Below are 12486 nucleotides of genomic sequence, written 5' to 3' on the forward strand. Positions count from 1 at the left end.
AATGGCCGGTCACGTATGTGACAATCCAGCCCTCAAACCGGGCACTTTCGGCACGCAACTGTCACAAATCGCAATATTTGTGACAGTTGACACCATTTATGTGCACATTCACGTTTAAAATAATGATTTTTCTTTCTCAAGTGTCACAAATATGAATATATGGGCATTTGGACTTCTTTCTTCACACCGTAGCCAGGAGGCAGAACCGATTTCGCACTTATGCTCTGGAGTGTAAAGAAAACACGGTGGCAGATGTTTCGCCACCGATGTTGCACTTATGCTCTGGAGTGCAAGCCTCCGCCTGCAGTGGAAAACAACAACAAACTGTGCAATTAGGAAAATCTTAAGTTCATTCTATATAGATCAACACGGGGGCACTTATGAGAAAGCTTTTAACCTATCTTAGACCTTACACAATCGTTATCGTCGCGGCACTCGTGATGATGTTTATTGAACTTGCGATTGAATTGGCACAACCGCTGATTATTTCCATTATTATTGATGAAGGTATTATCGCAGGGGATTCGGACCCTGTGTGGAGGTGGGGCCTATTAATGATTGGCCTCTCCTTCATCTCATTAGTTGCTGGGGTATTTAACTCGTTTTTTGCGGCACATGTGAGTCAAAGTGTCGGTTGGCAAATTAGAGATGATCTGTTTGCGAAGATTCAACAGTTTTCTTTTGCGAACCTTTCTGTATTTTCCAATGCTTCATTGACGACAAGGTTAACAAATGACGTTACCCAAATCCAAAACACACTACTCATGTCAATGCGGATTATGGCAAGAGCCCCTGCGCTAGTTATTGGTGGAGTCGTCATGGCCTTTGTCATTAATTGGCGCATTGCGATCGTATTACTCGTCACTGTTCCAATTCTTTTCGTTTTTCTTGTCTGGTTGTTTGTGCGGGCAGGTCGCTTGTTCCGTGGTGTACAAAAACAACTGGATGTACTTAACGGTATTGTTCATGAGAATTTGACTGCTGTACGTCTCGTGAAAGCTTTCGTAAGACGTAAGTTTGAGGGCGAGCGATTTCAGCGAGCGGCTGAGCAGTTAAGAGACCGAACGACATTTGCATTTCGATATGTTGAAGTGACAATGCCGGTCATTTTATTGTTGATGAATATCGGTATTATCGGTGTGTTGTGGCTCGGTAATGTGAACATTAATACTGGAAATGCGACGACTGGGGAAGTCGTTGCCATCATTAACTACAGTACACGTACGGCGATGGCACTAGGTGTATTTTCAATGATAATTATGAATTTATCCCGTGCAAAAGCATCTTCAGACCGGATTTTTGAAGTATTAGAATCAAAAGTGGATGAGTTTGAAAACGATAAGCGTGTCGATGACAAAGCGATCGTGGGTGACATTCGTATGGCGAATGTATCCTTTTCCTATAACAGCTCTCCAAATCAGGTTTTGCGGAATATCGATCTTTCGTTCGAACCAAAAAGTAGTGTTGCCATTTTAGGTGCTACCGGTTCTGGGAAAACGACGCTCATGCAACTCATCGCTCGTTTGTATGAACCTGATGATGGGCAGATTTATATCGATCAATCTTCTATTGATACATACCCGCTCAAAAACTACCGAGAACAGATCGGTTATGTTCCCCAAGCGGTCACGTTGCTTTCGGGAACGATTCGCGACGTCGTTTCATTTGGGCATAAACATGCCGATGATGAGCAAATCGCAAAGGCACTTCAGGCGGCACAAATTTATGAAACCGTCATCGGTTTACCAGAAGGATTAGATACATTGATTGGGCAGCGAGGGGTTAATCTATCCGGTGGTCAAAAGCAAAGGTTGACGATTGCAAGGGCGCTATTAAGAAAGCCGTCGATTTTGTTGCTCGATGACAGCACGAGTGCGCTCGACGCTACGACGGAGATGAACCTTTTGAAAGCGATTGAGGCATATGGGTGTACGACAGTTATCGTCACGCAAAAGGTATCGACGACAAAGGCAATGGACCAGGTGATTTTGCTGAACAACGGTGAAATTGAATCGTCAGGTACTCACGAAGACCTTTTAAACCGTTCCGCTATTTACAGAGAAATCTATGAATCTCAGCATGAACGGGGGCATACCCAATGAAAAATCAAATGAAAGCCCCATTCTCTTACGACTTGAAAAAGTTAAAAGCGATGCTCGATCCAAGCAAGCGTCAAGGTAAGCAAAAAAAACCTACAAACTTGTCGCAAACGTTAATGAAGTTGTGGAAATACTTGCAAGTACACCGTGCCCCTCTCACAATCGTGCTCGTCATGGTGACGCTAAGTTCCTTGTTGGCACTTGCGGGGCCTTTCCTTGTCGGAATGACGATTGATCTGTTTATTAGCACCGGAGAAATGAACGGCTTTATGTATATGCTACTCGGTTTGCTCACGATCTACCTTTTGCATTCTCTAACAGTATGGTTGCAACATTTTTGGATGGTTCGTGTGTCGCAAAGCACCGTTTATCAAATGCGTACGCAACTCATGGGTCATATGAATGAACTGCCGATTTCTTATTTTGACAGTAGTGAGCAAGGCGATTTGATGAGCCGAGTAAACAATGACATGGAAAACGTGAGCAACACGCTCAACTCTTCTATTATTCAAGTGTTTACGAGTGTTATCACACTCGTCGGTATACTTGTTGTCATGCTCTGGTTGAGCCCGCTACTCACGCTCGTGTCGATGAGTGTCATTCCGTTAATGTGGTTTGGAATTCGTTGGATTACGAAACGAACGAGAAAGCTTTTTAAAGCACAACAAAACCGCTTGGGTGCGCTCAATGCGTTTAGTGAAGAGGCGATATCAGGCCATTCCATAACGAAAACGTTCTCTCAAGAAGAGCGTATGATCGACTCATTTCGTGAACAAAACGACCAGCTAAAACAATCGGGCTTTTGGGCACAAGTGTACTCTGGTTTAATCCCGAAATATATGAATGCACTCAACAGCTTTAGCTTCGCCATCATTGCGGCGGCAGGTGGAATGATGGCGGTAAACAATCTCATAACCGTTGGTGTAATCGTTATATTCATTGAGTACTCTAGACAATTCACACGTCCTCTAAATGACCTTGCCAATCAATTCAACCTCTTGCTTTCTGCAATTGCAGGAGCGGAGCGTGTGTTTGAAGTGATGGGGACAAAGCGCGAACGAGAAGATGAAACGAACCATCGAGATATCGATTGGAACGTTCAAGGAGAGGTTGAGTTTCAGAATGTGAGCTTCTCATACACAGATACGCCAACGATTCAAGATGTAAGTTTTCACGTAACTCCGGGAAAGACGGTTGCTTTTGTCGGGAAAACCGGTGCTGGAAAAACGACAATGATGAATTTACTTACCCGCTTTTATGATCCAGATGATGGCGATATTTTGTTAGACAATCAACCAATCCGGTCGATCAAGCGCGAGGATTTACGTGAGCATTTAGCAGTTGTATTGCAAGACACTCATTTATTCGAGGGGACAATAATGGAAAATATTCGTTATGGGAACCTTGAAGCGAGCGATGATGCAGTGTGCCGAGCGGCAAAAGAAGCGAATGCTCATCGATTTATCGAAAAACTATCCAATGGCTACGAGACCGTCCTCAAAGGCGGCGGTGGCATTAGTCAAGGTCAAAAACAACTACTCGCAATTGCAAGAGCTTTGCTCCGCAACCCGAAGCTGTTAATCCTTGATGAAGCGACGAGTAGCATTGATACCGTTACTGAATTGAAAATTCAACAAGCACTCGCTGTCTTAATGGAAGGCCGAACAAGCTTTGTCATCGCTCATCGTCTAAACACGATACGCGAAGCGGACATGATCGTGATCTTTGATGAAGGGCGGATCATCGAGAAAGGTACGCATGAACAGTTGTTGCAGTTAGGTGGGGCGTATGCAAAATTGCATGCCGATCAGCGTTCCTCGTCTTCTTGAATCTTCATGACGAGTTTTCCTTTCGTATGACCTTTCTCGATTTTTTCGTGCGCATCTTGGACGCCTCGTTCTGTAAACGGGAACGTCTCAGAGATGTGTACAGTTAGCGTTTCACTTTCATACAGTGCACACAGTTTAGATAGAAGACTTTGGCTCGGTGAGATTGCTGTAAAGGCTGCAGTGACCGTGTGTTTCTTCGCCAATTGTTCGCTAGGGTCACGGGCAATCGAAAGTAAACAGCCGTCTCGTTCTAGTAAAGGAAAGAGCTCGTCTTGGCTTGAACCGCCGACGCAATCGAAAATGGCGGTAAAGGTTTTACTTAGCGTATGGACGGGTTGCTGTTCATAATCGATAACTTCATCTGCTCCGGCGTCTTTCATGAGTTGTTGAGAATCACTGCTGCCAACGGCGGTTACTGTTGCACCTAGGTGCTTCGCAATTTGGATCGCGAATAAACCTACACCTCCAGCACCTCCAATAACAAGCAGCCGATCTTTATCTGTTAGTTGCATTCGATCTTGCAAGTTTTGCAGTGCAGTCACACCAGCAAGTGGCAACGCAGCCGCTTCGAGAAAGCCCGCATTAACTGGAGATCTGAAAATTTGATCTTGAGGCACTGAAACGTATGCTGCGTAAGTGCTACCGGGACTTTTTGCAGTCACGCCAAAGACGCGATCACCAATGGAAAAATTCGTGACATTTTCTCCTTTTTCTACAATAATTCCTGAGATGTCTGAGCCAAGCACAACAGGGAAATCAAGGTCTGGTTTTTTACCTTCGCGAAGCTTAAAGTCTAAAGGGTTTACCGATGTCGCATACTGTTCCACGATGACAGCATCTTCGTTAACTGTCGGATGTGTAACTTCCAACTCCGTCAGTTCATCTTTACTTCCGAAACGTTGAACACCTAATGCCTTCATATTTTCACAACCTTTTTAGTTTTAGTTTACCCGCATTCATACGTTCTAGAACATGATTGGAGGAATTTCTATATGTTGCACTCATTGATTGCAATTGACGGTGGTGGTACAAAGACGGCAGCTTTATTAGTCGATGGGAATGGTAATGTACAGGCTGAGGCGTTAGTATCGGCAACAAACCCGAACAGCCTAAGCGAGGAAGTCGTACAGTCTCGAATTGAAGCTTTGCTCACGAAGTTAAAAGTGCAAGCAGAACATGCGTATGAAGAGGTGCGGTTCGTGTTCGCAGGAATGGCAGGAGGAGACCGTGAACCAGCGAAAACGGTGTTTAAAGAAGCCATTCGTCACCACTTTTCTGTCGAGCCTACCATTTATGTAGACCACGATGCGGTTACGGCATTGTATAGTGGAACGTATGGACAACCAGGCATCGCATCGATTGCCGGCACGGGATCCATCGTTTTCGGTGTGAATGAATACGGCGATCGTGATCGTTTGGGCGGTTGGGGGTACTTGCTTGAAGATGCGGGCAGTGGCTTTGAGCTCGGTCGTCAAGCGGTGCTGCACTGCATGAATGAATTTGATCTGAAACGAGTGCCGTCTCCCTTATCAGAAGCTGTATTGGCACATTTTCAAGTAGAGCGAGCAAACGAGCTCATCTCGCTTATTTACGAGCCAGGAAAAACGAGAGAGCGAATTGCGCCTTTAAGTGAACAAGTGTGCAACCTAGCGGTAGATGGCCAACCTGAAGCCGAGCGGATTGTTCGCGAGGCCGCACACAAAAACGCAGAAGCTATGGTCGTCATGGCAGAACGTTTGTTTCAACATCCCCCCGACCAAATCGTCATTGCCGGCAGTGTGTACAAAAGTGAGCGGTTATGGCGCGAGCTTTTAGGGGACTTGTTTAAGGAAAAGTTACCCGATACAACATTAACACGACCTGTGTACCCAGTTTTAGCTGGCGCTGTTGCTGCTGCTGACATGAACATCGGACAAACGAGAACAGACGAACAATACGAAAAGATTTTTGAGCAAATAACAATCGTTTCTTAAGACAAACGAGAAGAAGGTGGTAGAAAAATGGCGCATAACGGAGGTCTCGTCCGAATTCGTGAAGCAATGCCGTCAATAAAGCGTGCAGAGCGAAATGCAGCGAGGTACATTTTAGAACATCCTGAAAAAGTGATTACGATGTCTGTAAAACAATTGGCTGATGCGAGTGGTTCAAGTCAAGCGGCGATTATTCGGATGTGTAAAGGAATTGGTTTAGAAGGGTTCCAAGAATTGAAAGTCCGGATTGCTGGCGATTTACAGATGAGAGATCAATCCAATACGATAACGTATCAAGAGATTCGAGCGGATGATGGAGCAGAAGTACTGATGCGAAACATCTCCGAAAACAACATATTCTCTATTAAAGAGACGTTGCACATTCTGGACGAACAAGCGATATCAAAAGCGATTCAGGCGTTGCATCGTGCAGAACGTATTGAGTTTTATGGAGCAGCAGCGTCGCAGCTTATCGCTCAAGATGCCCAGCAGAAATTTATCCGAATTAACAAACCGTGCACAGCGTACCAAGATATGCATATGCAAATCACATCATCTGTGACGTTAACGAGTGAGGATGTTGCTTTTGCAATTTCTTATTCCGGCGAAACGCGACACATTTTACATGCGATTCAAAACGCCAAAAAACGGGGAGCAACGACGATTGCTCTCACTCGATATGGCTCAAATTCTCTAAGTGATCTCGTTGATATTCCGTTATATACCTCTTCTTCAGAAGCGGAAATTCGCTCATCAGCTTCATCTTCCAGGATTGCTCAACTAAACGTTATTGATATTCTTTTTACAGGAGTAGCTGCGATCAATTATGATGAATCGGTAGATTACTTAAATGAGACGAGAGAAGCATTGCGAAAAGAGTTTAGAGAGTGAGGGGTGCACGTGTTAATCCCATTTGAAGAAACGTTATATGAGGCGACATTTGTAGAACGCCCAAATCGGTTTATTCTTTTTGCTACGTTAGCGGACGGGGAAACCGTCCGGGCTCATGTGCCAGATCCTGGTCGTCTTGAAGGCCTTCTCGTCCAAGACGCAACGGTGTTCTTACGATTTAGTCAAAACCCAAACCGCAAAACGCGTTGGACGGCTGTGCTTGTCGAGCGACGAGACAAAGGGTTTGTTTCATTGGAAGCTGCTCGTGCAAATGATATCGCCGCACGTGTGATTGAAAAGGGAATTGCATCAAGTTTGAGCGCGTGGACGATTCAAAAAAAGGAATATACGTATGGTCACTCAAGGTGGGATTTCTTACTACACAGTCATCGTGGCTCGGCACTTTTAGAGGTGAAGAGTGTCACGCTTGCTAAAGAGGGGATCGGTTATTTTCCTGACGCGGTTACAAAAAGAGGTAGAAAACATGTGGAAGGTTTATCCGATATTGCTCGCAGTGAAGATGGACGAGCCATTTTGCTTTTTGTCGCTCAGCGAGAAGACATTCATGAAATTCGACCAGCCGAACATATTGATCCAGAATTTGCCGAGGCGCTCAACTATGCAAAAACAAGTGGAGTCATGATGCTCGGCATCAAAGTTAAGCCGAGCATCGATGGGTATGATTATTTAGGTGAAGTGCCTGTTCGACTGTTCGATGATTTGCCATAAGTCATCTTTTGAGTAACGTAACGCTACTTCTTGGTTTGTGGAAAGATAGTCCAATACTTGTTCTGCTGGCATCATCGCAAGAAGACCACGGATAATCATCGTGAGATAGGGTACAGACGGTGGGCGATGTTCAGACTGAGCAACTTCTGGTGATGTAAAGGTAAACACCGGATAGCCAGCAAACATACCTGTATACACAACAACCCCGTACCATGCAGAAGGGTCGAATGTGTGTGACCCGTTTTCCATCACTTGATTTAAATCAATCGTTACATCAATGCCGTTATTTTCTTGTTGTACGACTTCGAGAAATTGTTCTTTTGTAATTAAGTACTTGCGACTATACGTTTCGGTGTTTGCAACAGGTTTTGTTCCTATAAAGGCAACGCCTTCGTTTTGCCAACGCGGTGATTGTTTTGCGAAGTATAAAGGATAAGGCAACATCTCTTTTTCGCTCTTCACTGGATGCGTCGGGTCTGTGCATCCTATTTCCGTTTTTTCTGAACCTTCAGGTGTGCCTCCTTCGATATAACATAGAAAACGATCATGATGTAAATTTGAACCATAACTGGCATACCATACATATTCCACACCAATTCTCTCCTCTCTATCAACACTCTAGCAATATCAATACGTGGAAGCAACGCTCAAACCATGCTACAGTTATACAACAAAGAAAGGAATGATTCGTGTTGAATCTAAACGAGTGGTACGAACAAGGTATGTCTATAGAAACGTATATACAATCGATGCAATCTCATAAAGAGAATTTACAACACATTTACGAGCGGTTTGCAATCAATGAGAGTGCCGATCTTGAAATGATGGCTGACCGAGGGTTACGCACGATTGTCATTACAGAAGATTGGTGCGGAGATGCAATGGTGAACATGCCGATTCTCATGAAAATTGGTGAGAGCACCAACATGAAACTTTCTATTCTTCAAAGAGACCAAAACCTCGAGCTGATGGATCAGTACCTAACCAATGGCAAATCAAGGTCCATCCCTATCTTTATCTTTCTTGATGAACAAGGCAATGAGTTTTGCAAGTGGGGACCAAGAGCGGAACCCGTTCAGCGGAGAGTAGATGAATTGATGGCTCAGTTGCCAGATAAAGAGTCACCGACATTTAATGATGAGAGAAAAAAAGCCATCCAACAACTCACGGCGATGTACAGAGAGAACGAGCAAGTTTGGGATGAAGTATTTTCCAGTATTATGGAGACGTTAAAAAAAGCTTAAATTAAACAAATCTAAATGAGCTAGTTTAAAACCGGATGTTCCACAAAGGAGCATCCGGTTTTGACGGTGTTCGATATAGGTGGGAGTGTAACCACGCTGTAGACACTACAAAATGGTAAGATTTCCGCCCTGCGCCTTGCACGGTAGCTAGCATAGTTAATGGAGAGGGCGTTAGAAAGGAAAAGTGGAAGACGTATACGAGTACTTTTGATTGTTGATTGTAAAAAATTTCCTATCACCGATTCTACGATGGAATCATGCAAATACGCAACGTGCCATGTTGCCCGTATCCTCGCAGAGAACGGACCGTTCGTTTCGGTTAACGAGGAACCGACAAAGTTGGGGTTTTGATCGCGGAGCGGAAGAACTGGTTCCAAAAAATCACCGATTGGAATCAGATTCACTCTTATGTAACCATTTTGACTCTTTCTGATTCCAATCGATCGACATCTAGTTCCAAACGTCCGTTTATGGAATCAGATTCAGCACTTTAAAGAAATTGAACGACAATCTAGTTCCAAAGCGATGTTCATTGAGCCTCACTCCCTGCCACAAACCTTGAGTTGAAAACCCAATATTCTGTCGGCGCGAGTCGCGCCGAATCGAGTTAGATTTCGGTTCGGCCACGCTGGGGGCCGACAGGTCGTAAGGTGTTAGGTTTAGTCTATTCTGCGCTCCAGTTGGAACAAACTGCGCAGGCATTTGGCGAACTCGGCGCTAAAATCAGTGAAAAGCGCAAACTAGAGCGCAGATGGGGGGAACTTGCGCGCACATTGCGAACCATGCTTCCTGCCCCGCTGAAGTGTAGACGTCTTTTGTCATAACAGTCAAGTCGAATTAAATGACGATGTAATCCCTACATTCTGGCGTCCAAAGAAAATCCCACCTCAACCACGGGAGAGAGTAGCTATGCACTCAAACTTCTTTGTAGATTTTGTTGTTGGGGTTTCCCGCAAGTTTGGTTCGCTCAACTCGGTGCGCAAGCGAACGTGATGGGGTTTTGTCATTTTGCTGCTCACTCGTCTTCGAATGTATGCACCCAAAACTGTTCGTAACGTATCCAAGCCTCTGGATCATCTGCGCCTTCTTTTAGTTTCTGCTTCGTAATGGCATTGACTTCTAACGCTTGTGAGCGGTGGGCTGCGATGGCTTGTTTTTTCAGTGGCATATAATCAGAAATATCATAAATAATATGAGGTTCACCGATAATATCTACAGCATCAGCAGTAATGGCTTTCGTATACAATTGTGGCCGGGCTGACTTTGGCATGCTGCCAACGGCCTGGATGACTGCTCGCCCGGTTGCATTATGATCAGGATGGATGCTTAATTCTGGGTCAAATGTAATGACAAGGTCTGGCTGTTCCTTCTCAATGAGATCCCGTAATGTATTAGCGAGAAATTCGGTTTGTTCAAATTCTAACGTTTTATCGCGAAATCCGAGATGATGCAAGCGATCGACACCCATAATACGGCAGGCATCTTCAAGCTCTTCCTTGCGTATTCTTGGCAACGTCTCGCGGTTTGCCATTGGTGGTGTTCCGAAGTTTCTGCCCATCTCGCCAGCGGTGAGAGAAGCACAAGTAATGGTTGCTTGATACGTGTTTTTATAAAGCTGAACCGTTCCTGCAGCCGAAAATGTCTCATCGTCTGGATGGGGAAAGATAAGTAAGAGGTGCGTAAACTTTTTCACAGCAATCGTTCTCCTTTATTGGAAGGGTGTGTCACTAAGTTGTAAAGCAATCTGCATTTTTCCTTCAGGGTCAAACCCATACAATAATAATGTACCTTCGCCGTCTTCATCCTTTTTTGTCAATCCGTCAGCATAAATCCAGCCGTCTTCGGTTTTAAGTCCAACTCGAAATGGACCTTCACCAGTAATTTTTCCTTCCAATAGTTGTACACGGGAGTTTCGTATATAACCGGATGCACTATGCCCGTGTCTGTAGGCCGCATAAGCACCACTCGTCATTTCAAAATGGATATAGCACGGTTTATTATAAAAAGATGAAATTTTAGCTTGGACGCGCTCGATATCAATGTCAATCATCGTGTCACCCTTTCTATTTCTTACTAATAGTGTAGCGGTTTTCATCGGAATTGAAAATGAAAGTGCATGAGTGCTACACCCTTAACATATAGTGTATCCACGACGAATAGATAGTAGGTGGTTTGATTGGCAATTCGACCTGAACGATTAGAGGCTGGAGACACGGTAGGGGTTGTTTCTGTAGGAAGCCCTTTAAGTAGAGAAGTTATTGATGAGCGCATCGCATACTTGGAGAGTTTAGGGCTTCGAGTCATTATAGGAGAACATACTTATGAAGAGAATGGGTTTCTTGCAGGGGACGATGAGTCTCGTGCTGAAGATTTCATGAATATGGTCGTAAATAATGACGTGAAGATGATCCTCCCGGTTCGAGGTGGGGTGGGTGTCATCGGAATGCTCAAGTATTTGGACTACAATTTGATTCAAGGGAATCCAAAAATTGTAACTGGATATAGTGATGTTACGATTCTACTTAATGCTTTATACGAGTTCGCAAATGTAGAATCCCTACACTCGCTGATGCTCATTGACTTTAAACTGTCCACACCGGCGTTTAATTTTGACCGGTTTTTCACAGCCGTGTCTGAAGTAAATGAACCGTTTCGAGTTGAGAATCCACCTGCGTCTTCAATGAGGTCTCTCGTGCCAGGCATCGCGTCAGGAGACATCATCGGAGGCAATTTAACCTCGCTTCTTGGCGGGTTAGGTACGCCTTATGAGTGGGATGCGCGGGGGAAGATTCTCTTCATTGAAGAAATAAACGATTCAACTGGGCGTGTTTACCGGGGGCTTCAACAGTTAGAAGAAGCTGGGAAGCTAGATGAATGTGAAGGGTTTTTAATCGGAAGGTGTAGTCGCTGCTATCCGTCCTATGAGGTGTCTTTTAATCAATTAATTGAATCATTCTTCACTCCAATCGGAAAACCGACAATAACTAACATCATGTCAGGACATGGCACGTATAAAACGACAATTCCGATTGGTGCCAAAGTGACAATGAATGCCGATACGCTTACAATAGAAACAACACGGGCGCTTGTTACGAACGACTGAACTGAAATTTTCTTTTACAGCTACTTGATCTTGGGAAAGCCACGTGCTATACTCAGAATGTCGAAAGTGATTGAATGTACGGTGTATTTATTTTTTCGGCCTCTGCTATACAGTTTAGGACGCAAAAAGGTACCACCATCTTTTCAATTATTTTTACTCATTTTTTTGTTCAAGAAGGAAGACCTTTTTGAACCGCCTAATCAAAGGAGGCCACAAGCATGACTGGTAAAGTAAAATGGTTTAACGCTGAAAAAGGTTTCGGTTTCATCGAGCGTGAAGACGGAGACGACGTATTCGTACACTTCTCTGCGATCCAAGCTGAAGGTTTCAAGACTCTTGAAGAAGGTCAAGACGTTGAATTTGAAATCGTTGAAGGCGACCGCGGACCACAAGCTGCTAACGTAGTAGGTCTTTAAGAAGAACTGAATACTCAGGAATAGAGGGGTATATTCCATATGGAATATACTCCTTTCTATTGTGCAAAAGTGAGCTAGACTTAGGTTTAGTGAAATGATCGTGATTAGGTTCGTTCCGTTTTGGAATTGGAAGTCTTCGAGCGCTTTTGCATCATACATTCCTAATGAAGTAAATAGAGAAAAGAGATGTAAAGGAGCATTTTTT

12 protein-coding genes are annotated in these 12486 nt (G+C 44.2%); 8 read left to right on the plus strand and 4 right to left on the minus strand.

Annotation, left to right across the window (positions count from 1 at the left end):
- Positions 1–380 precede the first annotated feature (380 nt).
- Both ACE1TF_RS11130 and ACE1TF_RS11135 read left to right on the plus strand, forming a co-directional pair.
- Complete coding sequence (locus ACE1TF_RS11130; RefSeq protein ID WP_375016752.1) at positions 381–2102, plus strand: ABC transporter ATP-binding protein; 1722 nt, start codon at positions 381–383, stop codon at positions 2100–2102.
- Positions 2099–3928 carry an ABC transporter ATP-binding protein gene (locus ACE1TF_RS11135; RefSeq protein WP_042400225.1) on the plus strand — a complete coding sequence of 610 codons (1830 nt, stop codon included), beginning with the start codon at positions 2099–2101 and terminating at the stop codon, positions 3926–3928. The genes ACE1TF_RS11130 and ACE1TF_RS11135 overlap by 4 nt, the downstream gene beginning before the upstream one ends.
- Here the strand turns inward: ACE1TF_RS11135 and ACE1TF_RS11140 are convergent.
- The gene (locus ACE1TF_RS11140; protein ID WP_042400228.1) at positions 3907–4848 is read right to left on the minus strand and encodes an NADP-dependent oxidoreductase; all 942 of its coding nucleotides are present in this window, start codon (positions 4846–4848) and stop codon (positions 3907–3909) included. The two genes, ACE1TF_RS11135 and ACE1TF_RS11140, sit on opposite strands and share 22 nt — an antisense overlap.
- 72 nt (positions 4849–4920) lie before the next feature.
- Here ACE1TF_RS11140 and ACE1TF_RS11145 point away from each other — a divergent pair, with 72 nt between their 5' ends.
- From ACE1TF_RS11145 to sfsA, 3 genes are read left to right on the plus strand one after another with little or no spacing between them, the layout of a single operon-like run.
- Positions 4921–5901 (plus strand): BadF/BadG/BcrA/BcrD ATPase family protein, encoded by a 981-nt coding sequence (locus tag ACE1TF_RS11145; RefSeq protein ID WP_375016755.1) that lies wholly within the window; start codon positions 4921–4923, stop codon positions 5899–5901.
- A gap of 27 nt (positions 5902–5928) precedes the next feature.
- Positions 5929–6789, plus strand: a complete 861-nt coding sequence (locus tag ACE1TF_RS11150; protein ID WP_042400230.1) for a MurR/RpiR family transcriptional regulator — start codon at positions 5929–5931, stop codon at positions 6787–6789.
- A gap of 9 nt (positions 6790–6798) precedes the next feature.
- Entirely contained in the window at positions 6799–7518 is a 720-nt protein-coding gene (gene sfsA, locus ACE1TF_RS11155; RefSeq protein WP_042400233.1) for a DNA/RNA nuclease SfsA, read from the plus strand.
- On the opposite strand, the gene ACE1TF_RS11160 is transcribed toward sfsA, so the two are convergent.
- Positions 7477–8109 carry a hypothetical protein gene (locus ACE1TF_RS11160; RefSeq protein WP_238544633.1) on the minus strand — a complete coding sequence of 211 codons (633 nt, stop codon included), beginning with the start codon at positions 8107–8109 and terminating at the stop codon, positions 7477–7479. The genes sfsA and ACE1TF_RS11160 overlap by 42 nt on opposite strands.
- Before the next feature lie 98 nt (positions 8110–8207).
- Here ACE1TF_RS11160 and ACE1TF_RS11165 point away from each other — a divergent pair, with 98 nt between their 5' ends.
- Positions 8208–8762 (plus strand): thioredoxin family protein, encoded by a 555-nt coding sequence (locus tag ACE1TF_RS11165; RefSeq protein ID WP_375016758.1) that lies wholly within the window; start codon positions 8208–8210, stop codon positions 8760–8762.
- Positions 8763–9777: 1015 nt separating this feature from the next.
- Here the strand turns inward: ACE1TF_RS11165 and bshB2 are convergent.
- Both bshB2 and ACE1TF_RS11175 read right to left on the minus strand, forming a co-directional pair.
- Positions 9778–10455 (minus strand): bacillithiol biosynthesis deacetylase BshB2, encoded by a 678-nt coding sequence (gene bshB2 / locus ACE1TF_RS11170; protein WP_375016760.1) that lies wholly within the window; start codon positions 10453–10455, stop codon positions 9778–9780.
- A 15-nt stretch (positions 10456–10470) separates the two neighbouring features.
- Positions 10471–10812, minus strand: a complete 342-nt coding sequence (locus ACE1TF_RS11175; RefSeq protein WP_042400238.1) for a DUF1806 family protein — start codon at positions 10810–10812, stop codon at positions 10471–10473.
- A 126-nt stretch (positions 10813–10938) separates the two neighbouring features.
- Here ACE1TF_RS11175 and ACE1TF_RS11180 point away from each other — a divergent pair, with 126 nt between their 5' ends.
- The gene (locus tag ACE1TF_RS11180; RefSeq protein WP_375016762.1) at positions 10939–11865 is read left to right on the plus strand and encodes a S66 peptidase family protein; all 927 of its coding nucleotides are present in this window, start codon (positions 10939–10941) and stop codon (positions 11863–11865) included.
- 218 nt (positions 11866–12083) lie between these two features.
- Complete coding sequence (locus ACE1TF_RS11185; protein ID WP_042360841.1) at positions 12084–12281, plus strand: cold shock domain-containing protein; 198 nt, start codon at positions 12084–12086, stop codon at positions 12279–12281.
- Positions 12282–12486 lie beyond the last annotated feature (205 nt).

Origin of the sequence: Geomicrobium sp. JSM 1781026 (assembly GCF_041949955.1) — a bacterium.
Taxonomy (GTDB): Bacteria; Bacillota; Bacilli; order Bacillales; family Marinococcaceae; genus Geomicrobium_A.

Excerpts from the sequence above, each read along its gene's own strand:
- ACE1TF_RS11130 (WP_375016752.1), top strand. The coding sequence starts at position 381 with ATGAGAAAGCTTTTAACCTATCTTAGACCTTACACAATCGTTATCGTC.
- ACE1TF_RS11135 (WP_042400225.1), top strand. The coding sequence starts at position 2,099 with ATGAAAAATCAAATGAAAGCCCCATTCTCTTACGACTTGAAAAAGTTA.
- ACE1TF_RS11140 (WP_042400228.1), bottom strand. The coding sequence starts at position 4,848 with ATGAAGGCATTAGGTGTTCAACGTTTCGGAAGTAAAGATGAACTGACG.
- ACE1TF_RS11145 (WP_375016755.1), top strand. The coding sequence starts at position 4,921 with ATGTTGCACTCATTGATTGCAATTGACGGTGGTGGTACAAAGACGGCA.
- ACE1TF_RS11150 (WP_042400230.1), top strand. The coding sequence starts at position 5,929 with ATGGCGCATAACGGAGGTCTCGTCCGAATTCGTGAAGCAATGCCGTCA.
- ACE1TF_RS11175 (WP_042400238.1), bottom strand. The coding sequence starts at position 10,812 with ATGATTGACATTGATATCGAGCGCGTCCAAGCTAAAATTTCATCTTTT.
- ACE1TF_RS11185 (WP_042360841.1), top strand. The coding sequence starts at position 12,084 with ATGACTGGTAAAGTAAAATGGTTTAACGCTGAAAAAGGTTTCGGTTTC.